Origin of the sequence: Streptomyces sp. 8N616, assembly GCF_052246385.1 — a bacterium.
Lineage (GTDB): Bacteria > Actinomycetota > Actinomycetes > Streptomycetales > Streptomycetaceae > Streptomyces.
In genome coordinates this window covers 205,513-230,813 of record NZ_JBQQBY010000003.1, presented here as the reverse complement: position 1 = coordinate 230,813, position 25,301 = coordinate 205,513, and the positions used below count along the sequence as shown (strand labels likewise).

Genomic DNA, 25,301 nt, shown 5'->3' with positions numbered 1-25,301 from the left:
AAAGTCTTTATGTGTGGCCCGTCGAGGAGGACCCGATGACCGAAACCGGCTCAGGCCGTCCCCAAGGACCGGCCACCGCGGCACCGCCCCCGCCCCCGCGCCCGCTCCCGCCCCGATTCCCCCTGCTCCTCGCCGCCCTGCTGCTCACCAGCGCGATGTCGATGCTCGACCAGTCGATCGTCGCGACCGCGGGCCCCAGCCTCACCTCCGACCTGGGCGCCCTCGACCTCTACAGCTGGACGTTCACGGCGTACATGCTCACGTTCAGCGTGGCCATGCCGGTCTACGGAAAACTGGGCGACCTCTTCGGCCGCCGGGCCGTCTACCTGACCGCGGTCGTGACCTTCCTCGCCGGGTCCGCGGCCTGCGGCGCGGCCGGCTCGATGGGGCAGCTCATCGCGTTCCGCGCGCTCCAGGGACTCGGCGGCGGCGGGCTCCAGGTGAGCGCCTTCTCGGTGCTCGGCGACCTGATGCCGCCCCGGCAACGGGCCAAGTACCAGGGGTGGTTCGCCGGGGTCATGGTCATCGCCAACCTGGCGGGGCCGCTGGCCGGCGGCTTCCTGACCGATCAGCTCGGCTGGCGCTGGATCTTCTACGTCAACCTGCCGCTCGGCCTCCTCGCCATGGCGGGCATCTGGGCCCTGCTGCCGGGCTCCGCCCGCGGCGCGGCCCGGCCCCGTATCGACTACCTGGGAACGGCGCTCCTCACCGGGGTCATCGTCTGCCTGGTCCTGGTGACGGACCTGGCGGGCCGTTACGGGTGGGGGCACTCCGCGGTCATCGCCCTGGGGGCGGGCGCGGTGCTGCTGGGCGCGGGGTGGCTGCGGCAGGAGCGGCGCGCGGATGAGCCCGTCGTCCCGCTCGGGCTGTTCGCCGACCGGACGTTCACCATCTGTGTGGTGGTGGCGTTCGCCGTCAGCTTCGCCTTCTTCGGCTGTGTCAACTTCGTACCGCTGCTCTTCCAGACGGTGGAAGGCGTCAGCGCCACCCGTACCGGCCTGCTGTTCCTGCCCGCGATGATCGGCATGGCGGTGGCGACGGTGGTGGCCGGGCAGGTGATCGCGAAGACCGGGCGCTACAAGTGGTTCCCGGTGGCCAGTACGGGGCTCGCCGCCGTGGCCGCCGGATTCATGTCGCTGACCTCCTCGGACACCGGAGCCGCGACCGTCAGCGCGCTGCTCGCCGTGATGGGTGTCGGCGTCGGGCTCTCGTCGCAGGTGACCACGCTCGTCGCCCAGAGCACGGCCCCCCGGGAGCACATCGGGGTCAGCACGTCCACCGTGGGCCTCGCCCGCAACATCGGAGTGGCCTTCGGCGCCACGGTCTTCGGGTCGCTGCTGAACGCGCGGCTGGCGACCGAGGCCGTACGGCTGCTCCCGGCGGATGTGGCGGACCGGGTCATGGGCGGCACCCTCGAGCCGCGTCAGCTGGACTCCCTCGACCCGTCCACCGCCGCGGCCGTGGCCGACGTCTACAGCGGAGCGCTGTCCACCGTCTTCCTCTCCGCCGTTCCCGTGCTGGTGGTTGGTTTGGTGCTCGCGCTGATGCTGAAGGACATACGGCTGGAGGCGCGCGGCCCCGGCGGACCGGGCGGGCCTGGCGGGCCGGTCAGCCCCAGCGGGCCTGGCGGTCCGGGCGGGCCCGGTGGCGCCGGTGGGCCCGGTGGCGCGGGTGGGCCCGGGGGTCCTGGTGCTCCCGCTGGGCCAGGGGGTCCTGGGGAGCGGCGCGGAGGGTGAGGGGGCGACTGAGGGGAGGGCTGGGACGGCCCGGCCGGGTTCGCCGGTTCGCCGCGCTCGCGGACTCTTCGAGCAGGCGTCGAGCCGGTGGTGCCAGCCTCACCGCATGCGAAGCGACGACACCACCGCACCGGGTCTTCTCGGCGGCATCCTGACGGGCCTCGGCCAGTGGCTGACCTGGCTCCTGCCGCCCCCGCTCGTCACCCCGCCCCTCCCTCCGCAGGTCGTCGGGGTCGGGATCGATGTGGCGGCGATCGGGCGGTTCGCCCTGGCCCTGGAGCGCAACCCCGGCCTCGCCGACCGACTCTTCACCGGGGCGGAACTGGCCCTTCCGTCCGGCGCCCGGCGCGGTACGGCCTCTCTGGCGGCGCGATTCGCCGCCAAGGAAGCCGTGGCCAAGGCGCTCGGCGCCCCCGGCGGGCTCCGCTGGCACGACACCGAGGTCCGGACAGCGCCGGGGGGCCGTCCCATGCTGCACGTACGCGGCACCGTCGCCGCGGCAGCGGCCCAACGCGGCGTCACCTCATGGCATCTGTCGCTCACCCACGACGCGGATGTGGCCTCCGCCGTCGTGATTGCCGCGTCTTGACTCCCGGCTCCGGCTCCGCGCGCTCCCACACCTCTTCCAACTGCCGCCAGATCGCCCGTTCCGACGCGGGCGGCGCGGCGAACGGGACGAGGCGCTCGGGATGGCCGGGCCCGGGAACACGGTCACCGGCCGATGGGCCGACCGGTGGACCGGCCGCTGAACCGGCCGCTGAACCGGCCGCCGGACCGGCCAGGGAACCGGCCCCCGGCACGAAGCCGTAGCACTCGGCGGACGTATAGGCGCCGAGGCACTGCCCCACCGCCGTCAGCCCCGTTCCCAGATCCCGCAACACCCGCCGCAGCCACACCCGTGAACGCCTCACGCCCGGCCTCCACTCCGCCGTCCTCGCCGTCCTCCGGGATTCCGGAGAGTCGCCACGAGGCTAGGGAGCCCTCCTCGAAGGAGAGTTGAGGAGAAAAACCGACGGATCGTCAGCGTTCCAGCGGCTGACCAGCGTCTCTCGAGTCGTCACCGGCACAGTCGTCTCCGGGGGTCGCGCCCACGGCCTGGCGTGCCCTCCGTCGGCGGGCGGAGCGCAGTGTCTTCCCCCGTGGCGCAGTACTCCGCCCGCCGCCCAGCCTCCTCCACAGGAGAACCGAGCGAATCAGGACGATCAGGCGCGGCAGCCGCGTCAGGCGGAGGAGCCGGGCGTGCTGTTCTGCTGCTGAGCGGCCTGCTGTTCGGCGACGGACTTGTGGACCTGCTCCATGTCCAGGGCGCGCGCCTGCCCGATGACGTCCTCGAGAGCCGTCTCCGGCAGCGCGCCGGGCTGGGCGAAGATCGCCACGTTCTCCCGCACGATCATCAGCGTCGGGATCGACCGGATGTCGAAGGCCGCCGCGAGCTCCGGCTGCGCCTCCGTGTCCACCTTGCCGAAGACCAGATCCGAGTGGCGCTCGGAGGCCTGCTCGTAAACCGGTGCGAACTGACGGCACGGGCCGCACCAGGAGGCCCAGAAATCGATGAGGAGGAAGTCGTTCTCGGAGACGACCTCGTCGAAGTTTTCCTTGGTCAGCTCGACCGTGCTCATGTGCTCTACCTGCTTCCGGATGTCGTCGGCGGCTGTCCGCTCGGGGAACAGGAGGGAGCCTGTCCGTATTCCAGCGATTCATGTGGCCGACTTCGCGGAGCGGCGAAAGGATGGGACGAGCCCCCAGGGCACCCACCGAAGCATCACGAATCACCCCGAACCATGCCAGGACCGCTCACGAACTACCCCCGAACCATCCCCGGAACCACCCCGCAGCCACCCCGAGCCGAGAGGCGGAGCCCATGCAGCCCACGCAGGAGGACGCGTACGACGTGATCGTGCTCGGCGCAGGCCCGGTCGGCGAGGTGCTCGCCGGGCGGCTCGGCGAGGCCGGTCTCGGTGTCGCGGTCGTCGAGGACGAGCTGGTCGGCGGCGAGTGCTCGTACTGGGCGTGCATGCCGAGCAAGGCGCTGTTGCGCCCGGTCGCCGCGCTCGCCGAGGTCCGGGCCGTCGACGGCGCACGGCAGGCCGTGGACGGCGGCCTCGACGCGTCCGCCGTGTTCGCCCGCCGTGACGGCTTCGCCTCGCACTGGAAGGACGACGGCCAGGTCCACTGGCTGGACTCGGTCGGCGCCCAGCTCGTACGTGGCCGCGGGCGCTTCGACGGACCGCGCCGGGTCGCCGTGGAGACGCCGGAGGGCGGCACGCGGCTGCTGACCGCGCGGCACGCGGTGGCCGTGTGCACCGGCAGCAGGCCGATCGTGCCCGACCTGCCGGGCGTCGCGGACGCCCGTCCCTGGATCAGCCGGGACGCCACCAGCGCCCGGGCGGTCCCCCCGCGGCTCGCCATCGTGGGCGGCGGTGTCGTCGGCGTGGAGATGGCCACCGCGTACCAGGCGCTCGGCTCCACCGTCACGATGCTCGTCCGCGGGGACGGGCTGCTGCCCCGTATGGAGCCGTTCGCGGGCGAGCTCGTCGCCGAGGCGCTGCGGGAGGCCGGGGCGGACGTCCGTATGGGCACGTCGGTCACCGGCGTACGGCGCGAGGCCGCCGCGGGCGGCCCCGTCACCGTCATGCTCGACGACGGCGGGCAGGTCGTCGCCGACGAGGTGCTCTTCGCCACCGGGCGCGCCCCGCGCACCGACGACCTCGGCCTGGAGACGATCGGCCTGGAGCCGGGGTCCTGGCTGGAGGTGGACGACACCTGCCGGGTGAAGGCGCTGGACGACGGCTGGCTGTACGCGGTGGGCGACGCGAACCGCCGGGCGCTCCTCACCCACCAGGGGAAGTACCAGGCCCGGATCGCCGGCGGGGTGATCGCCGCACGCGCGCGTGGAGCGGTGGAGCTGAAGACCGGGCCATGGGGCGCGCATGTCACCACGGCCGACTCGGCGGCGGTGCCCCAGGTGGTGTTCAGCCTGCCGGAGGTCGCCGCGGTCGGGCTCACGGCGGCCGAGGCGGAGCGGCAGGGCCGCAGGACGCGCGTGGTCGACTACGAGATGGGGCAGGTGGCGGGCGCCTCGCTGTTCGCGGACGGCTACCGCGGCAAGGCCCGTATGGTCGTCGACCTCGACCGGGGCCATCTGGTCGGTGTCACCTTCGTCGGCCCCGGGGTGAGCGAGCTGCTGCAGTCGGCGACGGTGGCGGTGGCCGGTGAGGTGCCGGTCGAACGGCTGCACCACGCCGTGCCGGCCTACCCGACCATGAGCGAGGTCTGGCTGTGGCTGCTGGAGGCCTACCGCAGCTGACCGTCCTGCTGGGGCCGACCGTCCTGCCGGAGCCGACACTCCTGCCGGAGCCGACCGTCCGCCCGGGGCCGGCCGTCCTGCCTTACAGGAACTTGGCGAAGCAGCGGCTGTCCTCGTAGCAGCGGTAGAGGCCGAACTTCTCGGCCGGGGCGTAGCCGGACGAGGTGTAGAGGGCGATGGCCTCGGGCTGCTTGATGCCGGTCTCCAGCACCATGCGGGTCCGGCCGGCCTCCCGCGCACTGTCCTCCAGGGCGGCGAGGATCCGGCGGGCCAGCCCCCGGCCACGAGCCTCGCGCACGACGTACATCCGCTTGATCTCGGCGTCGCCGTCGGCGTAGCCCTCGCCGTTCGCCTCCTGGGCGCGCCAGCCGCCGGAGGCCACCGGCTCCGTGCCGTCGTACGCGACGAGGTAGAGCCCCTGCGGCGGGTCGAACTGGGCCGGGTCCATGGGCGTGACGTCGCCGTCGCCGTAGCGCTCGGCGTACTCGAGCTGCACCAGGTCGTTCAGCTTCATCGCGTCGGGGTGGTCGAAGCGCACGGGACGGATCTGCATGTCCGCCATCGTAAGGAGGTCCGGAGGCCATACGACTGTCGGCCGGGGCGGACTCCGGCTCCCGTATGGTGCCGGAGTGCTCTGTGTGACAAGCGTGAACGTGAACGGGCTCCGCGCCGCCGCCAGGAAGGGCTTCGTGGAGTGGCTGGCGGACACCTCCGCCGATGTGGTCTGCCTCCAGGAGGTCAGGGCCGAGCCCGGCCAGCTGCCGGAGGAGGTGCGGGAGCCGGCCGGCTGGCACGCGCTGCACGCCCCGGCCGCGGCCAAGGGCAGGGCCGGCGTCTCCGTCTACGCACGGCGCGAGCCGGAGCGCCTGCAAGTCGGCTTCGGCTCCTCGGAGTTCGACGGCAGCGGACGGTACGCCGAGATCGACCTGCCGGGCGTGACGGTCGCCAGCCTCTACCTCCCCTCGGGCGAGGTCGGTACGGAGCGGCAGGACGAGAAGGAGCGCTTCATGGGCGAGTTCCTGCCGTACCTGAAGGAGCTGCGCGAGCGGGCCGCGGCGGGAGGGCGCGAGGTGCTCGTCGTCGGCGACTGGAACATCGCGCACTGCGAGGCCGACCTGAAGAACTGGAAGGCGAACACGAGGAAGGCCGGTTTCCTGCCCGAGGAGCGGGCGTGGCTGACCCGCGTCTTCGAGGAGGCGCAGTACGAGGACGTGGTACGGCAGCTCCACGCGGACGCGGAAGGCCCGTACACCTGGTGGTCCTACCGTGGGAGGGCCTTCGACAACGACAGCGGCTGGCGGATCGACTACCACGTCGCGACCCGGGGTCTCGCGGCCCGCGCGGTGAAGGCGGTCGTGGAGCGGGCGGCGAGTCACGACCAGCGCTGGTCGGACCACGCGCCGGTGACGGTGACGTACGAGACGGGCCGCTGAGGCGCGGCCGGTGGACGCGCGCGTGCACCATGGAGCCGTGAGCGAGAGCGAGACGAACTCCACCGGGGCGGGCCGGGACCGGGACCCGGACGGGCGCGCCCGCAGTGCCCGGCCGCGCGATGGGCTGGGCCGGCCGCTGCCCCATGGCGCCGAAGGCGTCGCACGGCAGCCGGAAGGCGTGCTGCGCACCCCAGGCGAGACGCTCGCCGAGGCGCAGCAGCTGCTCGACGACGGCATGCCCTTCCACGCGCACGAGGTCTTCGAGGACGCCTGGAAGTCCGCCGCGGAACCCGGCGAGCGGGCGCTGTGGAAGGGACTGGCGCAGCTCGCCGTGGGCGTGACGCACGCCGCCCGCGGCAACGCGCGCGGCGCCGAGTCGCTGCTCCGCAGGGCGGCGGACGCGATCGCGCCGTACAGCAGGGAGCGGCCGTACGGCATCGACGCCGGCGGTCTCGCCGGCTGGGCGCGGCAGGCGGCGGAGGAGATCGCGAGCGGAGCATCCGCCGGCGCCGCCACGCTCAGCCCGCCGCGGCTGCGGGGGACGCGCGACTGAGTCCGCCATACGGCGGTCATGCGGCGGTCATACGGCGGTCTCCCTGCACTGTTCCGCACGGTCGGCAGGGCCCGAGGCTGCCCGTCTCGTAGGGTTCGAACGCGAATCGCGACGAATGGGGACGAGGTGGGCATGATGCCGGAGGAGAGCCAGCACTGGGCCTCGGGGAACTGGCGGGTCGCCGAAGGGAAGGCCGATGAGTTCGTCGACCGCTGGACGGAGTTCCTCACCTGGACCCGGGAAGCGAACCCCGGCTTCGTGCGGGCGCGGCTCATCCGGGACGCGAACGACCCGAACCACTTCGTGTCGTTCGCGGCGTGGCGGGACGGCGACTCGCTGAACGCGTGGAGCCAGAAGCCCGAGTTCGCAGAGCGGGTCGCCGCCTGCCGGGCGCTCTGCGCGGACATGCAGAGCAGTTTCTACACGTTGGTCCGCGCCATCTGAGACGTCGCGGAGCGGGCGACCGGACCGGCCTTCCCGGCCGGGTGAGAGGACCCGCCCCGTGGTGCCGGCAGCGCCGAGACGATGCCGGCTGCCGCCAGGCCGAAGGTCGCGCTGACCCTGCGGCTGCTGTGCGGCCTGACGACGGCGGTGGAGGCGCGCGCCTTCCTGGTAACCGAGCCGGCCATGGCCGCCCGTATCACCAGCGCGAAGAAGAAGATCGCGGCCGCTCGGATCCCGTACCGGGTGCCGCCCGCGGACGAGCTGCCCGCCCGTATCGACGCGGTTCTCACGGTCGTGTACCTGCTCTTCACCACCGGGCACACCGCGCCCGCGGGCGACGACCTCGTCCGCCGCGCCTGGTCGAGCGCGTGCTCGACCTCGCGCGGATGCTGCGGACGCTCCTTCCGGAGGACGCCGGGGTCGCAGGACTGCTGGCGCTGATCCTTCTCACCGACTCGGCGCCTCGCGCGCTCAGCGGACGACGGGCGGCTGCTGCTCGCCGAGCAGGACCGTACGCGGTGGGACCGCGGCGCGATCGAGGAAGGAGTCCGCGGTCCGCGCCGCGGGGCGTCTCGCCATTGAGGCGGGAAGAAGGTGTCGGCTTACGCGCTTCGGCGTGCTCCACTGCCGCGGACAACCAGGTCCGCCAGGAGCTGGTGGGTTGCGGCGGCCACCGCGTTCACGGCCTCGTCGAATGCTGCCTGGTTGTGCGCGGCGGGGCGGTGAAAGCCCGAGACCTTGCGCACGTACTGCAGGGCTGCGGCCCGGATGTCGTCGTCGCCGACCTGTTCTGTCACGGGCGGGCGGAGAGTCTTGATACTGCGGCACATGCCCCCAGTGTGCGCCCTCAGCCCTCCGTCGCGTCCACCGTCCCGGGCAGGACGTGGTGGCGGATCATCCCAGTGAAGAGCTCGGCCAGCGCGTCGGTGTGGGCGGGGACCTCGCGTGCTGCGGCGAGAACCGCCGCCAGCGGTACGCCCTGCTTCCGCCAGAGACGGGTATGCAGCAACCCGGTACCTTCGACAGCATGGCTGAGCACCTGGGCGACCGAATTGCGCGTCTCCGGCGACTGGCTGACCTGACCCAAGAAGGGCTGGCCGAGCGGTCCGGCATCTCAGCGGATGTAGTGCGCAAGCTGGAGCAGCGGCGCAAGCACTCCGCGCGGCTGCCCACTCTGCATGCACTAGCGAACGGTCTGGGCGTCGAGCTGACGAGCCTGCTCGGCGACCCGCCCGGTGTGCCGTCGAACGGTGATGCCGAACCCCCCCAACTCGTCGCCGTACGCCGCGCCATCATGCCTCCGCTGTTCGCTCCGCCAGCCGAGCCGACCGGGCCTGAGAAGCTGTCAATGTCCTTGCTGCGAAGAGAGATTGCCGAGGGCTGGACGCTTTACCACGATGCCGAGTTCGGCCGTCTCATGGAGACGCTCCCGGGAATCATCGCCGACGCCAGGTTCGCGGCTGCGGTCGGCAACGCTGACCAGCGCGCGGCAGGCCAGGCCGCCTTGGGCAAGGCACTCCAACTCGGTGGCCACCTCGCGATCCGTTTAGGCAAGACCGACTTGGCGCTCTCCAGCCTTGAGCGCGCCATGACCGCCGCCGGTGAGTCGTCCGACCCGCTGCTGGCCCCCATGATTTCCAACTCCGTCGCCTGGGCGTACCAGCGGCAGAACCGCCTTGACGACGCCCAGAACCTCGCCGTCTACGCAGCCGACGGAGTGGAGCGCGAACACGTCGGATCGGCCGAGGGTATGCGCGTCTGGGGCGGCCTGCTCATGTCGGCGGCGACCAGCTACGCCCGTAGCGGCGACTACGACCAAGCCAGCGGCATGATGCTCGCGGCAGAGGAGGCCACCGAGCGGCTGGCCAAGATGCCACCGCCTGTCGACGGGAAGATGCTGAGCATCTTCAACCGGTCCTCTGTGCGCATCGAGCGGGTACGGCTCGCCGTCCAGCACGCCCGGCCCGCGGAGGCGCTGAATCTCGCCCGAGGGATGCGGCTTTCCAGGGAAACGCCGCCGTCGTGGCGTACCTGGCTCCTGCTGGACGTGGCTCGGGCGTACACCGACGTGGGGGACGCCGGGGGAGCTGTGAAGGCCCTGGAAAGGCTGCGGCGGGTCGCTCCGGCTTGGATGCGCCATCACACGCTGGCCGTGGCCATCGTGACCGACCTGTGGAACGGCCCGGCTCGGCCGCCCGGCCTGCGAAAGCTCGCCGAGTTCCTGGGCGTCGCCAACTAACCGTTAAAACTGGGATGTTGCGTCCCTGTAATCGCCCGCTGGTCCGCGAGACCTTTCAGGCATGGTCACCGACAGCGAGCGAGAGATCACAAACAGCGTTAGCGGCGACACTGGAGCCCGCTCCCTGATGACTCTTCGAGTCAGCAGGGATAGCGGCCAGACATACGGACCCACTTGGGTTGTTCGTGCCGATGACGCCGTGACGGCCCTTGAGAGTCCCGTGGCATTCCCGCTATGCGAGTGCCCCCGGCACCGAGTGGATCGAGACTCCGAGCAACGGCAATGGTGCCCGTCCGTGACCTCCGAATAGCCCCCGCTCCGGTCGCGTCCGAGCCCTGCACAGGTCGCGCGGCCGGAGCGGGTCAACCTCCACTCAGAGAATGGAGATCACTCATGAGTATCCCCGGACCGGACCCGTCTCCGATCCCTGGCCCTCACCCCGCACGGTCGTTACTCACAGAGGAGCAGTTCGCGAGCGTCCGAGGCACCGTCATGGACGGCAACCCGGACATGTCCGAGGAGGTGGCGGGGCGCATCGTCGAGGAAGGCATCAAGTTCGTCGTGGCCTGCTCGAGGTTCCCGGACGTCGCCCTGGCCCCGTCGCGCATCGTCGACGAGGGCTGGCACGCGCTGCTTCTTCACTCGAAGCTGTATGCCGACCTGTGCGCGCGGTTCGGCGAGTTCGTGCACCACTACCCGGGCTGGGACCCAACGCACTACGACCCGCCCATCCTGGAACGAACTCGCGCAGTGATCAGCGAGCTGGGCTATGCCGCCGACGAGGAGCTGTGGGGGTCGCCGGACGACAAAACCCTCGTCTCCGTAGCGGCGAAGTGCCAGCACGCCCCGGAGTGCCAGATCCGGCCCATGCCGAAGCCTCAGTGGCCAGTGGCGAGTGGCCTGACGGACTTGGCACAGCACGCCTAGGGTGGCCGCATGACCGAAGACGAAGCCCGCCACGTCGAGAAGATGCTTCGGCTGTGCGGCCTGCCCGGCGTCGCGGCGGCGGACCCAGCTGATCCATCCGAGGACTGGCGGATCTACGACCGGGTCGACGCGGACACGCGCAGGGACATCACCGACGAGTCTCGGCGAGCCCTGTACACCGACGCCCAATCGGGCTCGGCCGCTCCCGTAGAGCCTAGGGCGGTTCGAGGGTTCATCGTCCCGGGTCGTTGATCGAGCACAGACCGAGCCCCGGCTGTCCAGTCCGCCCGTGGCGGACGGCCGGAGGTTCTGGGGCACTCGGCGACCTCGCCCTCGAAGGTCTCCTCCGGTGGGTGAGACATGGTGTGCAGCCAGCGTGCGCCCTCAGCCCTCTGCCGCGTCCCGCCCGGCGTCCTCCGCCGTCTGCTCCTTCAGCCAGGCGCCGAGCTCGGACCGTATCCGGCGGTCCATCGCCATCGACAGCTCCGCTTCGACGACGGCCATCGAGACCGGGCGGAGGCGTCCGATCGCTGCGGCGGCGTCCTCGGTGCCGGGCAGGACATGGCTGCCGATGAGCCGGGTGAAGAGCTCGGCGAGCGCGTCGGCGTGGGCGCGGACCTCGTCGGCCGCGGCGAGGACGGCGGCAAGCGGCACGCCCTGGCCGACCAGCGCGCTCGAGGCGTCCAGCAGCCGTCGGCTGACGTGCACGATCTCGTCCCCGTCCACGGCCACGTAGCCGAGGTCGAGGGCGGTCGCGAGGTTCTCCGGGGTGACCTGGCCGGTGAAGTAGTCGGCCAGCTCCTCCGGGGTGAGGCGGACCGGGGTCTCCTCGGACCACGGGACGGTCACCGTGCTCTCCAGGCCCTCCAGGCCGAGGAGTTCGCCGACGTCGCGGCCGCTCTCGAAGGCCGCGATCAGCTCGGCGATGCCGCCGAGGGTGTGGCCGCGGTCGAGCAGGGCGGTGATCGTACGGAGCCGGGCCAGGTGGTGGTCGTTGTACCAGGCGATACGGCCCTCGCGACGGGGCGCGGGGAGCAGTTTGCGCTCGCGGTAGAAGCGCAGGGTCCGGACGGTGATGCCGGCCTCCCGGGCCAGCTCCTCCGCGCGGTACTCGCGGGCTTCGTCCTGTGCTTTCTCGTCTGCTTCCTGGTCTTTCGCCACGGCAGCAGCCTATGTCGGCGGACGGGGACGGCGGACGGCGGACGGCGGGCGGGGCCGGGTGCGACCCGCGGTAACTTCCCGCCGCGCGACCCCTACCCAGGGGTACCGTCCTGCTCTACCCTCCGGACGATGCCAGTGATTGCTGGCATGGTTGTTCGGAGCTGGGAGGCGGCGGCATGGCCGAGCGCGAGCATGATCACGGGAGCGGCGGGCAGGGGAGCGCCGGCGGGCGCCGGGACGGACAAGGGCAACGGCGCGGGCGCGAGCACGTACGGGTCGCGGTGATCGGATCCGGATTCGGCGGCCTCGGCGCCGCCGTCCGGCTGCGCCGCGCCGGCATCACCGACTTCACGGTCCTGGAGCGGGCCGACGCGGTCGGAGGCACCTGGCGGGACAACAGCTACCCCGGCTGCGCCTGCGACGTGCCCTCGCACCTCTACTCGTTCTCCTTCGCGCCCAACCCCGCGTGGCCGCGCGCCTTCTCGGGCCAGCCGCACATCCGCGCGTACCTGGAGCGGGTCACCGACACCTTCGGGCTGCGCCCGCACATCCGCTTCAACTCCGAGGTGCACAGCCTGCGCTGGAACACCGACGAGCTGCACTGGGAGGTCGAGACCGCGACCGGCGCGCTCACCGCCGACGTCGTCGTCTCCGCGACCGGGCCGCTCTCCGACCCGAAGATCCCCGACATCCCGGGCCTGGACTCGTTCCCCGGCAAGGTCTTCCACTCCTCGCGCTGGGACCACGACTACGACCTGCGCGGCAAGCGCGTCGCGGTGATCGGCACGGGCGCGTCGGCGATCCAGATCGTGCCCGCGATCCAACCGGACGTGGAGCGGCTGACGCTGTTCCAGCGCACCCCACCCTGGGTGCTGCCGCGCATGGACCGCAAGATCGCAGCCGTGGAACGCTGGCTGCACACCAGGCTGCCCGCCACGCGCGCGTTGCGCCGCGGACTGCTGTGGGGCATCCGCGAGCTCCAGGTCAGCGCCTTCACCAAGCGGACGAACGAGCTGAGGCTCGTCGAGGCCATCGCCAAGTCCCATATGCGCAAGGCCGTCAAGGACCCCGCCATGCGGGCCAGGCTCACCCCCGGCTACCGCATCGGCTGCAAGCGCATCCTGCTGTCCAGCGACTACTATCCGGCCCTCGCCCAGCCGAATGTCGGGCTGGTCTCCTCCGGCCTCAAGGAGGTCCGCGGCTCGACGCTGATCGCCGCCGACGGCACCGGGACCGAGGCCGACGCGATCGTCTTCGGCACCGGTTTCAACGTCACCGACATGCCGATCGCGCAGCGCGTGACCGGCGCGAACGGCACGACGCTCGCGGAGGAGTGGAAGGACGGGATGGAGGCGCTGCGCGGCACGAGCATGGCCGGCTTCCCCAACTTCCTGACCATCATCGGGCCCAATACCGGGCTCGGGAACAGCTCGATGATCCTCATCATCGAGGCCCAGCTGAACTACATGACCGACTTCATCGAGCAGCTCGACACCCTGGGCGGCAAGGTCGCACTGGACGCCAGGGCCTCGGCCGTCCAGGCCTGGGACCGGCACATCCAGGAGCGCATGAAGCGCACGGTCTGGAGCACCGGCGGCTGCGACAGCTGGTACCTGGACGCGAGCGGCCGCAACACCACCATCTGGCCGGGCACGACGGGCGAGTTCCGCCGCGTCACCAAGCGAGTCGACCTCGCCGAATACGCGGTGCTGCGCGCCCCCGCGGACCAGGCCGCCGAGACGGCCGAATCCGCACACGCCGAATCGACGCACGCCGAGTCCGCGCATGCCGATTCCGCGACTGCCGAGGAGGCCCACGCATGAGCAGGCTGATGCACGTCGTCTCCGGGCCGTACGCCCCGCCCCCGGCAGCGCGGGAGCTGACCGCCGTCTCCGCCGACGGGTCCCGGCTGCACGTCGAAGTGCACGGCTCCGAGGACGCGCCCGCCGTCGTCCTCGCGCACGGCTGGACCTGCTCCACCGCCTTCTGGGCGCCGGTCCTCCGCGCGCTGGCGGCCGACCACCGGGTCGTCGTGTACGACCAGCGCGGGCACGGCCGCAGCCCGGTACCGGGCCCCGGCGGCTACAGCACCAGCGCGCTCGCCGACGACCTCGAGGCGGTGCTCGGTGCGGTGCTCGCGCCGGGCGAGCGTGCGGTGCTCGCCGGGCACTCCATGGGCGGCATGACCCTTATGGCCGCCGCGGACCGGCCCGCGCTCCGCGATCACGCGGCCGCCGTCCTGCTGTGCAGCACCGGCAGTTCGGGGTTGGTGTCCGGGACGATGGTGGTGCCGCTGCGCCGGGAGCGGATCCGCGCGCGGGTGCATCGCGCGCTGCTCGGCACGCGCGCGCCGTACGGCCCGGTCACGCCCCTGGCGAAGCGGGTCCTCAAGTACGCGACGATGGGCAGGGCTTCGACCCCGGAGATGGTGGAGGCGTGCGCCCGTATCGTGCACGCCTGCCCGCGCACCGTACGCGCGGCGTGGGCGCACGTCCTCGGCGAACTCGACCTCGACGCGCAGCTCGAGCGGCTGACCGTGCCGACCGCGGTGATCGCGGGCACGGCCGACCGGCTGACCCCTGCGGTGCACGCCCGGCGCATCGTCGCGGCCCTGCCCAACTGCGTCGGGCTCACCGAGCTGGCCGGGCTCGGCCATATGACCCCGGTGGAGGCGCCGGACGTCGTCACCGGTGCGATCCGCGACCTCGTACGCGACCACCTCTCCGTACGCGACCACCATTCCGTATGCGGCCACGACGGCGTACGCGATCGCCCCACGGCCGCTCCCGCAGTGCCCGCGGAAGAACCGGCCAAGGTCAAGGAGGAGACGTCGTGAGCGCACGCAGGAGCCTGGAGGGGCGGGTCGCGGTGGTGACCGGCGCGGCGCGCGGTGTCGGCGAGCTGCTGGCCCGCCAACTCGCCGCGCGCGGCGCGCAGATCGCGCTGATCGGTCTGGAACCGGAGGAGCTGAACCAGGTCTCGGACCGGCTGCCCACCGAGTCCGCGTACTGGCACGCCGACGTCACCGACACCGAGGCCATGGAGCAGGTCGCACGGGAGGTCCTGGAGCGCTTCGGCCGGGCCGACATCGTCGTGGCCAACGCCGGTGTGGCGCAAGGAGGTCCGTTCCTGGACTCCGAGGCGCGGTCTTGGAACCGGGTCATCGAGGTCAACCTGCTCGGCAGCGCCACGACCGCCCGCGCCTTCCTGCCCGCGCTGCTGGAGAGCCGCGGCTATCTGCTGCAGATCGCCTCGCTCGCCGCGATCACCCCGGCGCCGATGATGACGGCGTACTGCGCGTCCAAGGCGGGCGTCGAGGCGTACGCCCACTGCCTGCGCGGGGAGGTGGGCCACAAGGGCGTCAAGGTCGGCGTGGCGTACCTGAGTTGGACCGATACCGACATGGTGCGCGGCGCGGACGAGGACGAGGTGATGCGCGAGCTGCGGCAGCGGCTGCCCTGGCCCGCCAACCGCACGTACCCGCTGGGCCCCGCCGTCGACCGGATCGTCGCGGGCATCGAGCGCCGCTCCGCGCATGTCTACGGGCAGTGGTGGCTGCGCGGCATGCAGGCGGTGCGCGGCTATCTGCCCGGCGCCATCGGGATCGTGGGGCAGCGCCAGATGCGGCGCTTCGAGCCGCGTCTCGCCGCGACCCGCGGGACGCGCGGCGGACTGGTCGGCGCGGGCGGTGCGGCGGACGAGAAGTCCCGCGCGGAGCGGCCCGGGTAGCGCTGCGTGCACGCCTGCTGAGCTGCGCCTTGTCACTCTCCGCACCGGGCGTTGGGTTCTGGAATGCGAAGAGTGTCCGCTCATGTAACGCTTGGTCGGGGCTCAAGCCCCTTCACCCAGCAAGGAGTGACACTGATGGGCATCAAGGACCAGTTCCAGGACAAGGCGCAGCAGATGCAGGAGCGCGCGAAGCAGAACATGAAGGGCAGCAGCAGCCAGGACGAGCAGTCCGAGCGCGAGCGCCGTCAGAACCCGCAGCGCGGTGGGCAGCAGCCGCAGCGCGGCGGCCAGCAGCGGCCCCAGGACAAGCCGCGCGAGCGCTCCCAGCCGAATCGCGAGCAGGGGCGGCAGGGCTCCCTCGACGAGATGAGCGACGACATCGACCACTGACGTCGCCGCGCACACCTGCGCATCGCACGGCGCATGCGGAAGGGGCGCACCCCACGAGGGTCCGCCCCTTCCTCCGGCTCGCGGCCTCCGGCCTCCGTAAGGCTCAGCAGCCTCAGTCCCGGTTGCGCGGCGGCAGTTTGGGGCGGCGCAGGTCCGGCACGTCCGAGTAGTCCGGCGGGTTCTTGGCCGGGTGCTCCTCCAGCAGTTTCAGCGCGAGCTCGACCGCGTCGTCGAGCTGCTTGTGCCGCCCCTCCGCCCAGTCCAGCGGCGTACGGTCCACCTCGATGTCCGGTTCCACGCCGTGGTTCTCGACGCCCCACCCGTAGCCCTCGAACCAGGCCGCGTTCATCGGCACCGTGATGACCGTGCCGTCGCCGAGCGGGTGCCGCCCCGTCATGCCGACCACCCCGCCCCACGTCCGCAGCCCCACCACCGGCCCGAGACCGAGCAGTTTGAAGGCCGCGGTGATCATGTCGCCGTCGGAGGAGGTCATTTCGTCCGCGAGCGCGACGACCGGCCCGCGCGGCGCGTTGGAGGTGTACGACACGGGCTGCGCGTCGCGCGTCAGATCCCACCCGAGAACCGTCCTGGTGAGCTTCTCTATGACCAGCTCGCTGATGTTGCCGCCCGCGTTGCCCCGCACATCCACGATCACGGCGTCCCGCGCCATCTCCATCCGCAGATCACGGTTGAACTGCGCCCAGCCCGAGCCGCCCATATCCGGGATGTGCAGATAGCCGCACCTGCCGCCGCTGGACTCCCGTACCACCTCGCGGCGCTTGGCCACCCAGTCCTGGTAGCGCAGCGTCCGTTCGTCGATCAGCGGCTGGACCGCGACCCGCCGGGTCGGGCCCTCGCCCTCCGCGGGCAGGAAGGTCAGCTCCACGGTCGTCCCGCCCGCCGCCGTGAGGAGGGGGTACGGCCCGGCCACCGGGTCCACGGGACGCCCGTCGACGTGCGTGAGGATCGCGCCCTCGCGGATGCCGGAGCCCGCGAGCGGCGAGCGCGCCCTGGAGTCGGAGGACTCGCCGGGCAGGATGCGGGTCACGGCCCACCGCCCGTCCTTGGTGCGCGCGAAGTTGGCGCCGAGCAGGCCGATCGGCCGCTGGTAGTGCGGCGGACCCTCGTTGCGGCGGGCGGGGGTGACGTACGCGTGGGAGGTGCCCAGCTCGCCCATCACCTCGCGGAGCAGATCGGCGAACTCGTCGGGGGACGCGACCCGTTCGACCAGGGGCCGGTACTGGTCCAGCACCCCGTCCCAGTCCACACCGCACATCCGCGGCTCCCAGAAGTACGCCCGGACGATCCGGCCCGCCTCCTCGTACGCCTGCCGCCACTCCGCCTCCGGGTCCACCTGGTGCTGGATCCGCCGCAGGTCGAGGTAGACGGTCGAGTCGCTGTCGCCCGGCTCGATCGCCGGGATCGCCCGCAACTCGTCGTCGTCGGCCACCACCAGCCGGGTGCCGTCGACGCTGAGCGCGAACCAGTCGAGGTGCGTGACCAGTTCGGTGCGCCTGGCCCGCGCGAGGTCGAAGTGCTCGAGCGTCGGCTTGCCCGTGATGTCGGCCGGGTTGGCGAAGGTCTCGCCGAGCGCGCCGGAGATCGGCCAGCGCAGCCACACCAGGCCGCCGCCCGCGACCGGACGGAGCGAGGAGTACTTGGAGGCCGTGACGGGGAACGGCGTGACCCGGCTCGCCAGGCCCTCGACCTCGACCATCACATGCCCGTCGCCCTCGCCCGCCTCGTCGCGGTCGCCGGGGTCGAGGCCCCCGGCCGCGGGCCGGCCCTCGGCGGAGAGCGCGAAGGGCGAGGGGGTCGCCGACGACAGCGGTACGAGATAGGGGCGGCAGCCCAGCGGGAAGGACAGGTCGCCGGTGTGCACGTCGTAGACCGGGTCGAAGCCGCGCCAGGAGAGGAAGGCGAGGTAGCGGCCGTCGCGGGTGAACACCGGCTGCTCGTCCTCGAAGCGGCCGTTGGTGACGTCGATGATCGTGCGGTCCGCGAGCCGCGCCAGCTTGATCTGGCGGAGCGTGCGCCCGATGCCCGGGTGGGACCAGGTGATCCACTCGGAGTCGGGGGAGAAGGCGAGGTCGCGGACCGGCCCGTTGATGGACCGGATGACCTCGGTGACTCCGCCCTCCGGACCTTCGCCCCCGCCCTCGACTTCGTCCTCGACTTCGCCCTCGCCGTTCTCGGCCGTGTCGAGGATCAACAGCCGCCCGTCGTGCGCCGCCACTGCAAGCCGCTCGCCATCCGGTGATGCCGCCAGCGCGTGCACCCGGCCGACCGCGCCCGCCGCGATCCGCCGCGGCTCGCGCGCCGCCCCGGCCCGCGGCAGGTCCGCGATCTCGATGGCGTCCTCGCCCTCCGCGTCCGTGACGTACGCGATCCGGCCCGACGAGCCCAGCATCTCCGGCCGCCTGACCCGTACGCCCGGGGTGTCGGTGATCGTACGGGCCGGGCCGTCGCGGTGGGTCAGCCAGTACAGGCTGCCGCGCACGCACACCGCGCTCGCGCGCCCGGTGGTGTCCACGGACAGCGAGGCGACGTGCGATGCGGCCGGGATCTGGTACGTACGGCGTCCCGTGCGCGCGCCGCCCAGCCGGACCTCCAGCTTCCGCGGGGCCCCGGAATCCGCGCCGCCCGTCAGGTCCTCGGCCAGCCACAGGTCGCCCGCGCACTGGTAGACGACGCGCGAGCCGTCCGTGGACGCGTGTCGGGCGTAGAACTCCTCGTGGTCGGTGTGGCGCCGCAGATCGGAGCCGTCGTGCGCGCAGGAGTAGAGATTGCCGATGCCCTCGTGGTCGGAGAGGAAGGCGATCCGGTCGCCGACGAACATCGGGCAGTCCAGATGGCCGTTCAGCTCGGGGAGCAGCCGCTCGCACTGCAGATACAGCCGGCCCGTGGCCCCGCCCCGGTAGCGCTTCCAGGAAGCGGGCTCGTGCGGCGGCTTGCCGGTGAGGAGGAGGGTCAGGTGCTCGCCGCCGACGTCGGCGATCGCGATGTCGGCGATCGGGCCCCAGGGCAGACGGCCGCCGGGGCTGCCGTCGGTGGGCACCTTGTAGCCCCAGGAGAAGTACGAGAAGGGCTGGCCGTGCGAGGCCACCGCCAGGATGTGGTCGTCCGGGCTCCAGCCGCAGACCCGGGTGTCGGTGGAGCCCCAGTAGGTGAGGCGGCGTGCGGGCCCGCCGTCGACGGGGGCGAGGTGGATCTCGGGGTCCAGGCTGCGCCAGGTGGTGAAGGCGATCTGGGTGCCGTCGGGGGAGAAGCGGGGGTGGCCGATCCGGGTGCGGTCGACGGTGACCCGCCAGGCCCGCTCAGCCGGGGCGCCCGCCGCGGCGACGGGAGCGACCCAGAGGTCGTCCTCGGCCGCGAAACAGAGCAGATCCTCGTGGATGTGCGGGAACCGGAGATACGCGCCATCGCTCACTACTCCAATGTCCCGGGCGTGTCCGGGCCGTGGCAACTTGTGGGCCGGGAGCGCGCGCATCGTCATGTTCGCGGCGCGGAGCACACAGCGAAACGTTTGCGTTTCGATCGGAGGCGGGGATACCCTCGCACGTGTACGAAACCGTTTCGTTCGGAGGGGAGGTCATGAGATGCCCGCCGAGGCACCGCGCACACCGCCGCGCCGCACCCGGCTCACCCCGGAGCGGGAGAGCGAGCTGTACGAGGCGGTACTCGACCTGCTGCGGGAGCTCGGCTACGAAGCACTGACGATGGACGCCGTCGCGGCCCGCACGCGCTCGAGCAAGGCGACCCTCTACCGCCAGTGGAAGGGGAAGCCCGAGCTGGTCGCCACGGCCCTGCGGCACAACAAGCCCGTATCGCTCGAGGACGTCGACACCGGCAGCCTGCGGGGGGACGTCGCGGAGATGCTCCGCCTCTCCGACGACGACCGGATGCAGAAGGACACAGCCCTGCTGCGTGGTCTCGCCCAGGCGGTCTACCGGGACCCCGATCTCCACCAGGCGCTGCGCGAGCTGCTGATCGAGCCCGAGATCGCCGGTCTCCACGCGATGCTGCAGCGCGCGGTGCGCCGGGGCGAAGTCCCCCCGGGCACACCGGCGTTGGAGTACGTCCCGCACATGCTGATCGGCGCCTTCATCGCGCGGCCGCTGATCGAGGACCGGCCGGTCGACACCGCGTACCTCAGCCGATTCATCGACGCCGTGGTTTTCCCCGCCCTGGGCGTCTGACCTCTCCATACCTCCGGTCCGTATCTTCCGGATCTTCCGGGAACTCAACGGATCTCCCGCGACCGCAACCCGCACACCTCCCCGGTTCACCACCGCACAAAGTCCTGCCCGACGCGCCGCTCTCGTCGTCGGGACGGCACCGCACACCCACGTTCGGCCTCATCACACACGGGAGCAGACCTTTCATGGCCACCTTCCTCTACAAGCTGGGCCGGTTCGCCTTCCGCAGGCGCCGGCTCGTCGCCCTCATATGGGTGGCGCTGCTGGCGGTCGTCGGGATCGGCGCCGCCAGCGCCCCCGCCGCGACCTCCAACTCCTTCTCCATCCCGGGCACCGAGGCCCAGAAGGCGTTCGACCTGCTGGACGAGCGCTTCCCGGGCGGCAACGCCGACGGCGCCACCGCGCGCGTGGTCTTCAAGGCCCCCGACGGCGAGAAGATGACCGACCCGGCCAACAAGTCGGCGGCCCTGAAGGTCGTCCGCGAGCTGCGGTCCGGCGACCAGGTCGGCCAGGTCACCGACCCGTACCAGGCCAGGACCGTCAGCAAGGACGGCACGACCGCCTTCACCCAGGTCTCGTACGAGGTCTCCGGCTTCGAGCTGGAGGGGTCCACGCGCGAGGCGCTCGAGGACGCGGGCGAGGGCGGGCGCGACGCGGGCCTCACGGTCGAGATCGGCGGTGACGCGCTGCAGACCGTGCCCGAGACCGGGGCGTCCGAGGTCATCGGCATCGCCGTCTCCGCCGTCGTCCTCGTCATCACCTTCGGCTCGCTGGTCGCCGCCGGAATGCCGCTGCTCACCGCGCTGATCGGGGTCGGCATCGGGGTCTCCTCGATCACGGCGCTCAGCAGCGCACTCGACCTGTCCAGCACGACGGCCACCCTGGCGACGATGATCGGCCTCGCCGTCGGCATCGACTACGCGCTCTTCATCGTCTCCCGCCACCGCGCCGAGCTGGCCGAGGGCCGCGAGCGCGAGGAGGCGGCGGGACGGGCCGTCGGCACGGCGGGCTCGGCGGTCGTCTTCGCCGGACTCACCGTCGTCATCGCCCTGGTCGGCCTCTCGGTCGTCAACATCCCGATGCTGACGAAGATGGGCCTGGCCGCGGCCGGAACGGTCGTCATCGCCGTGCTCATCGCGCTCACCATGATCCCGGCGCTGCTGGGCTTCGCGGGCGGACGGGTGCTGGGCCGCAGGGCGCGCAAGGGCGGTGCCGGGCAGGCGGAGGAGAGGCCGGGGGAGAAGCCGGGGGCGAGGCTGGGGGAGAAGCCCAACATGGGCACCCGCTGGGCGCGTTTCGTACTGCGCCGCCCGGTCCCGGTGCTGCTGGCGGGCGTCATCGGACTCGGTGCGATCGCCGTCCCCGCGACCTCGCTGGAGCTCGGCCTCCCGGACGACGGCGCACAGCCGACCAGCACCACCCAGCGCAAGGCGTACGACCTGCTGGCCGACTCCTTCGGCCCCGGCGTCAACGGGCCGCTGATGCTGGCCGTGGACGCCGAAGGCAGCGACGACCCGAAGGCGGCCGCCCGGCAGGTGGCCAGGACCGTCACCGGCCTCGACGACGTCGCCGCCATCACTCCGGCCACCTTCAACAAGGCAGGCGACACGGCCATGCTGAGCGTGGTCCCGGACTCCAAGCCGAGCAGCACGGAGACCGAGGACCTGGTCTCGAACATCCGGGACGCGGCCGGGGACATCGAGGCGGACACCGGCGCCGAGGTCCTGGTGACCGGCACCACCGCGATGAACATCGACGTCTCGCAGAAGCTCAACGACGCGCTGCTGCCGTATCTGGCGCTGGTGGTGGGCCTGGCGTTCCTGCTGCTGACGGTGGTCTTCCGGTCGGTCCTGGTCCCGCTGAAGGCGGCGCTCGGCTTCCTGCTCTCGGTGGTCGCCGCGCTGGGCGCGGTCGTTGCGGTCTTCCAGTGGGGCCGGCTCGGCGACCTCTTCGGCGTCGAGCAGACCGGGCCGATCATGAGCATGATGCCGATCTTCATGATCGGGGTCGTCTTCGGCCTCGCGATGGACTACGAGGTCTTCCTGGTGACCCGGATGCGCGAGGCGTACGTCCACGGGGAGCGGCCTGGCCAGGCGATCGTCACGGGTTTCCGGCACGGAGCCAGGGTGGTCACGGCGGCCGCGGTCATCATGATCAGCGTCTTCGCGGGCTTCATCGGCTCGTCCGAGTCGATGGTGAAGATGATCGGCTTCGGCCTGGCGATCGCCGTCGCCTTCGACGCGTTCGTGGTGCGCATGGCGATCGTCCCGGCGGTGCTCGCCCTGCTCGGCAGGTCCGCGTGGTGGCTGCCGCGCTGGCTGGACGGGCTCCTGCCGAACGTGGACGTCGAGGGCGAGCAACTCCGGAAGCGGCTGGGGGCCGACGCGGAGCCCGCGGCGGGCACGCCCGCCGCGGGCGGAGGCGGCGCCGCCGGTGACCCGGACGCGGAGCCCGACCCGGAGCTCAGCCGGATCTGACCGCCGGTCGGCACCCGCGCCGGAGCCCGCCCCGCCCGCACCTGCGGCGCGGGGCGGCTTCCTTCCACCCACCCGCCCTGACAAAGGGGCTCTGCCCGTTCAGGGTGGGACGAGAACGAAGGGCCGCGCCGCATGCGCGGGCCGGAGGAGTTCCGGGAACTGCTGCCCCGCGACGTCGTCAGTCCCGCGCCGTGGACCGGCGGCGCGATTGCCTGCCGCGAGGGGTGTTTCCTTCCCGCGGCGACGGCGAAGAGTCCTGCGCTGTGGGTCGGCGGCGCGATTGCCTGCCGCGAGGGGTGTTTCCTTCCCGCGGCGACGGCGAAGAGTCCTGCACTGTGGGCCGGCGGCGCGATTGCCTGCCGCGACGGGCATTTTCTTCCCGCCGCGACGGCGAGAAGCCCCGCGGCGCGGACCGGCGGTGCCGAACCGGCCGCAACCCAACGAAGATCCGCGGTCAGGACCTGGCGAGGCCGGTCAGGGCGTGGCCGAGGCCGGGGGTGGCCGGCCCGGGCGTGGTCGCGACGGGGCGGGGCGCAGCCGGGTGCCGGGGGCGGCCGTCACATCGGCGTGCGTACGTACTGGGCCTCCGCTTCCTCCAGGAGCTCCGCCGCCAGGTGGTCCAGCGCCCGGTCCAGCCGCGCCCGATCGGCCGGGTCGCGGACATCCCAGTCCTCGAGCCGCTCGTCGAGCCAGTGCCGCCACGCGGTCGTCAGCCGCTCGATCTCGGCCTCCCCCGCCGCCGTGAGGCGGAGCCGGTGGCCCCCGTCCAGCTCCGCGTACCCCGCCTCGGCCACCCGCCGGAACGCCGGCTCCAGCACCTCCGCCGGAATCCGGTGCGCCGACGCGACCGCGTCCAGGTCCGCCTCGCCCTTCACCCTGGCCCGCCAGTGGATCTGCCCGAGCGCCCACGCTTCCCCCGCCGACAGCGGGCTGCCGCACTCGGTGAGCAGTTGCACCGTCAGCGGCCCCTCGACCTTGCGCATCACGCCCGCCACGGCCCGCGCCAGCTGCAGTTCGTCGTCCCGCGTGTCCGGTGCCGCGAACCCCTCGCCGATGTCCAGCGCCCCGGCCCTCGCGCTGTCGCGCAGCGGCACCTCCTTCAGGAACCACGACACCAGGAAGCCGGTGAGGGCGACCGGGACGACCCACAGGAAGACGTCGTTCACCGTCTCGGCATAGGCGTTGATGAACGGAGCCGCCTGATCGGCCGGCAGCCGGTGCAGGCCCTCCGGGCTCTGCACGACGGCGTCCGGGACCCCGGGCGCCTCGGCGTGCGCCCGCGCGAGATTCGGTTCCAGCCTGCTGCTGTAAAGGCTCCCGAAGACGGCCGTGCCGAAGGCCGCGCCGAGCGTGCGGAAGAAGGTCACCCCGGAGGTAGCGGCCCCCAGCTCGTGATACGGCACCGTGTTCTGCACGGCGATCGTCAGCACCTGCATGGTGAGCCCGATCCCGAGGCCCAGCACGAACATGTACAGGGTCTCCCGCCAGGCTCCGGTGGTCGCGTCCATGGTGGCCATCAGCAGCAGGCCGAGCGCGGTCGTTCCGGTGCCGAGGATGGGGAAGATCCGGTATCTGCCGGTGCGGCTGACCACCTCCCCCGACAGCAGGGCCGTCGCCAGCAGCCCCACGACCAGGGGCAGCGTCCGCACCCCGGACGCGGTCGCGGTGATCCCGTCGACGTACTGCAGATACGTCGGCAGATAGGTGAGGGCGCCGAGCAGGGAGAAGCCGACGATGAAGCTCAGGACGGAGCAGACCGTGAACACCGGGTCCCGGAAGAGGTCCATCGGGATCACCGGCTCCCGGGCCCGCAGCTCCGCGAAGACGAAGGCGGTCAGCAGCGCGGTCGAGCCGGCGAGCAGCGCGATGACGATCGCCGAGTTCCAGGGGTAGACCCTGCCTCCCCACTCAATGGCGAGGACGAGAGCAGACGCGCCGATCGCTACGAACACGATGCCCGCGTAATCGATCACCGGTTGCACGGCCGACCGTACGGCCGGGATCGTACGGGCCGCCATCACGACCATGACGGCGGCGATCGGGATGTTGACGTAGAAGCACCAGCGCCAGGTGGCCTGGTCGGTGAGGAACCCGCCGAGGGTCGGGCCCGCGACGGTGGTGATGCCGAAGATCGCACCCAGCGCGCCCTGGTACTTGCCGCGCTGCCGCAGCGGGATGACGTCGGCGATGAGCGCCATGGCCGTGACCATGAGGCCGCCCGCGCCCGCTCCCTGGATCGCCCGGCCGGTGATCAGTACGGCCATGCTGTTCGCCGCGCCCGCCACGACCGAGCCCAGGACGAAGACGACCGCGCTGATCTGGAAAACGACCTTCCGGCCGAACAGGTCGCCGAACCTGCCGACGAGAATCGTCGAGACGGTCTCGGTGAGCAGGTACGCGGTCACCACCCACGCCATGTGCCCGGCGCCGCCCAGCTCCGCCACGATCGTCGGCAGTGCGGTGGAGATGATCAACTGGTCGAGGGCGGCGAGCATCAGCCCGAGCACGATCGTCACGAACACGGCGTTGGTGCGGCGGCGGCTCAGCGCGGGCGGGGCGGCGGGCGATGGCTCGGAGGGAGTTGGCTCGGCGGCAGCCGTGGTCATGACTTCAGGATTTGGCCGGAAGGGCGGGATCGCCACCCCTGCGCGGCCGCGGACCTCTTCACGCCCCTTTCGCGCCCTTTTCGCGGGGAACCCGCTCTTG

Annotated in this window: 25 protein-coding genes; 17 read left to right on the top strand and 8 right to left on the bottom strand. The window is 72.1% G+C overall.

Annotation, left to right across the window (positions count from 1 at the left end; all coding sequences use genetic code 11):
- Positions 1–35 precede the first annotated feature (35 nt).
- Positions 36–1,736 (top strand): MDR family MFS transporter, encoded by a 1,701-nt coding sequence (locus ACTWQC_RS04190; RefSeq protein WP_443314128.1) that lies wholly within the window; start codon positions 36–38, stop codon positions 1,734–1,736.
- Between the two features lie 184 nt (positions 1,737–1,920).
- A complete protein-coding gene (locus ACTWQC_RS04185; protein WP_443314207.1) occupies positions 1,921–2,325 on the top strand; it encodes a holo-ACP synthase in 405 nt (134 codons plus the stop codon).
- Here ACTWQC_RS04185 and ACTWQC_RS04180 read toward each other — a convergent pair.
- Both ACTWQC_RS04180 and trxA read right to left on the bottom strand, forming a co-directional pair.
- A complete protein-coding gene (locus ACTWQC_RS04180; RefSeq protein ID WP_443314206.1) occupies positions 2,276–2,584 on the bottom strand; it encodes a DUF6059 family protein in 309 nt (102 codons plus the stop codon). The genes ACTWQC_RS04185 and ACTWQC_RS04180 overlap by 50 nt on opposite strands.
- Before the next feature lie 372 nt (positions 2,585–2,956).
- On the bottom strand, positions 2,957–3,355 hold the full coding sequence (trxA, locus tag ACTWQC_RS04175; RefSeq protein ID WP_443314127.1) for a thioredoxin: 399 nt from the start codon (positions 3,353–3,355) through the stop codon (positions 2,957–2,959).
- Between the two features lie 242 nt (positions 3,356–3,597).
- On the opposite strand from trxA, the gene ACTWQC_RS04170 reads away from it, so the two are divergent.
- Positions 3,598–5,043, top strand: a complete 1,446-nt coding sequence (locus ACTWQC_RS04170; protein WP_443314126.1) for a dihydrolipoyl dehydrogenase family protein — start codon at positions 3,598–3,600, stop codon at positions 5,041–5,043.
- Between the two features lie 82 nt (positions 5,044–5,125).
- Here ACTWQC_RS04170 and ACTWQC_RS04165 read toward each other — a convergent pair whose 3' ends face one another.
- Positions 5,126–5,596: a GNAT family N-acetyltransferase gene (locus ACTWQC_RS04165; protein WP_443314125.1), complete on the bottom strand. Its 471-nt coding sequence runs from the start codon at positions 5,594–5,596 to the stop codon at positions 5,126–5,128.
- A 76-nt stretch (positions 5,597–5,672) separates the two neighbouring features.
- On the opposite strand from ACTWQC_RS04165, the gene ACTWQC_RS04160 reads away from it, so the two are divergent.
- The 5 genes from ACTWQC_RS04160 (at position 5,673) to ACTWQC_RS04140 (ending at position 8,055) form a co-directional block, all read left to right on the top strand.
- The gene (locus ACTWQC_RS04160) at positions 5,673–6,476 is read left to right on the top strand and encodes an exodeoxyribonuclease III (RefSeq protein ID WP_443314124.1); all 804 of its coding nucleotides are present in this window, start codon (positions 5,673–5,675) and stop codon (positions 6,474–6,476) included.
- A gap of 37 nt (positions 6,477–6,513) precedes the next feature.
- Entirely contained in the window at positions 6,514–7,029 is a 516-nt protein-coding gene (locus ACTWQC_RS04155; RefSeq protein ID WP_443314123.1) for a DUF309 domain-containing protein, read from the top strand.
- A gap of 132 nt (positions 7,030–7,161) precedes the next feature.
- Entirely contained in the window at positions 7,162–7,473 is a 312-nt protein-coding gene (locus ACTWQC_RS04150) for an antibiotic biosynthesis monooxygenase family protein (protein ID WP_443314205.1), read from the top strand.
- An 81-nt stretch (positions 7,474–7,554) separates the two neighbouring features.
- Positions 7,555–7,914 (top strand): hypothetical protein, encoded by a 360-nt coding sequence (locus ACTWQC_RS04145; protein ID WP_443314122.1) that lies wholly within the window; start codon positions 7,555–7,557, stop codon positions 7,912–7,914.
- 48 nt (positions 7,915–7,962) lie between these two features.
- A complete protein-coding gene (locus tag ACTWQC_RS04140; protein WP_443314204.1) occupies positions 7,963–8,055 on the top strand; it encodes a hypothetical protein in 93 nt (30 codons plus the stop codon).
- Positions 8,056–8,075: 20 nt separating this feature from the next.
- On the opposite strand, the gene ACTWQC_RS04135 is transcribed toward ACTWQC_RS04140, so the two are convergent.
- Together ACTWQC_RS04135 and ACTWQC_RS04130 are read right to left on the bottom strand one after the other, a co-directional pair.
- Positions 8,076–8,303, bottom strand: coding sequence for a DUF2277 domain-containing protein (locus ACTWQC_RS04135; RefSeq protein WP_443314121.1), 228 nt, complete (start codon positions 8,301–8,303; stop codon positions 8,076–8,078).
- A 17-nt stretch (positions 8,304–8,320) separates the two neighbouring features.
- The gene (locus ACTWQC_RS04130; protein WP_443314120.1) at positions 8,321–8,482 is read right to left on the bottom strand and encodes a hypothetical protein; all 162 of its coding nucleotides are present in this window, start codon (positions 8,480–8,482) and stop codon (positions 8,321–8,323) included.
- An 18-nt stretch (positions 8,483–8,500) separates the two neighbouring features.
- Here ACTWQC_RS04130 and ACTWQC_RS04125 point away from each other — a divergent pair, with 18 nt between their 5' ends.
- The 3 genes from ACTWQC_RS04125 (at position 8,501) to ACTWQC_RS04115 (ending at position 10,891) form a co-directional block, all read left to right on the top strand.
- A complete protein-coding gene (locus tag ACTWQC_RS04125) occupies positions 8,501–9,712 on the top strand; it encodes a helix-turn-helix domain-containing protein (RefSeq protein ID WP_443314119.1) in 1,212 nt (403 codons plus the stop codon).
- Between the two features lie 492 nt (positions 9,713–10,204).
- Entirely contained in the window at positions 10,205–10,639 is a 435-nt protein-coding gene (locus ACTWQC_RS04120) for a glycine-rich domain-containing protein (protein ID WP_443314118.1), read from the top strand.
- A gap of 9 nt (positions 10,640–10,648) precedes the next feature.
- On the top strand, positions 10,649–10,891 hold the full coding sequence (locus ACTWQC_RS04115) for a hypothetical protein (protein WP_443314117.1): 243 nt from the start codon (positions 10,649–10,651) through the stop codon (positions 10,889–10,891).
- Positions 10,892–11,023: 132 nt separating this feature from the next.
- Here ACTWQC_RS04115 and ACTWQC_RS04110 read toward each other — a convergent pair whose 3' ends face one another.
- Positions 11,024–11,800, bottom strand: a complete 777-nt coding sequence (locus ACTWQC_RS04110; RefSeq protein WP_443314116.1) for a MerR family transcriptional regulator — start codon at positions 11,798–11,800, stop codon at positions 11,024–11,026.
- Between the two features lie 176 nt (positions 11,801–11,976).
- Between ACTWQC_RS04110 and ACTWQC_RS04105 the strand changes: the two genes are divergently transcribed.
- The 4 genes from ACTWQC_RS04105 (at position 11,977) to ACTWQC_RS04090 (ending at position 15,919) form a co-directional block, all read left to right on the top strand.
- The gene (locus ACTWQC_RS04105) at positions 11,977–13,623 is read left to right on the top strand and encodes a flavin-containing monooxygenase (protein ID WP_443314115.1); all 1,647 of its coding nucleotides are present in this window, start codon (positions 11,977–11,979) and stop codon (positions 13,621–13,623) included.
- A complete protein-coding gene (locus ACTWQC_RS04100; protein WP_443314114.1) occupies positions 13,620–14,636 on the top strand; it encodes an alpha/beta fold hydrolase in 1,017 nt (338 codons plus the stop codon). The genes ACTWQC_RS04105 and ACTWQC_RS04100 overlap by 4 nt, the downstream gene beginning before the upstream one ends.
- Positions 14,633–15,529 carry an SDR family oxidoreductase gene (locus ACTWQC_RS04095; RefSeq protein ID WP_443314113.1) on the top strand — a complete coding sequence of 299 codons (897 nt, stop codon included), beginning with the start codon at positions 14,633–14,635 and terminating at the stop codon, positions 15,527–15,529. Before ACTWQC_RS04100 ends, ACTWQC_RS04095 begins: the two co-directional genes overlap by 4 nt.
- A 135-nt stretch (positions 15,530–15,664) precedes the next feature.
- On the top strand, positions 15,665–15,919 hold the full coding sequence (locus ACTWQC_RS04090) for a hypothetical protein (protein ID WP_443314112.1): 255 nt from the start codon (positions 15,665–15,667) through the stop codon (positions 15,917–15,919).
- Positions 15,920–16,031: 112 nt separating this feature from the next.
- Here the strand turns inward: ACTWQC_RS04090 and ACTWQC_RS04085 are convergent, their stop codons facing one another.
- Positions 16,032–19,409, bottom strand: coding sequence for a S41 family peptidase (locus ACTWQC_RS04085; protein ID WP_443314203.1), 3,378 nt, complete (start codon positions 19,407–19,409; stop codon positions 16,032–16,034).
- Positions 19,410–19,518: 109 nt separating this feature from the next.
- On the opposite strand from ACTWQC_RS04085, the gene ACTWQC_RS04080 reads away from it, so the two are divergent.
- Both ACTWQC_RS04080 and ACTWQC_RS04075 read left to right on the top strand, forming a co-directional pair.
- Positions 19,519–20,118, top strand: coding sequence for a TetR/AcrR family transcriptional regulator (locus ACTWQC_RS04080; RefSeq protein WP_443314111.1), 600 nt, complete (start codon positions 19,519–19,521; stop codon positions 20,116–20,118).
- A 185-nt stretch (positions 20,119–20,303) separates the two neighbouring features.
- Complete coding sequence (locus ACTWQC_RS04075) at positions 20,304–22,595, top strand: MMPL family transporter (protein ID WP_443314110.1); 2,292 nt, start codon at positions 20,304–20,306, stop codon at positions 22,593–22,595.
- Between the two features lie 557 nt (positions 22,596–23,152).
- On the opposite strand, the gene ACTWQC_RS04070 is transcribed toward ACTWQC_RS04075, so the two are convergent.
- On the bottom strand, positions 23,153–25,201 hold the full coding sequence (locus tag ACTWQC_RS04070; protein ID WP_443314109.1) for an MDR family MFS transporter: 2,049 nt from the start codon (positions 25,199–25,201) through the stop codon (positions 23,153–23,155).
- Positions 25,202–25,301: the final 100 nt, after the last annotated feature.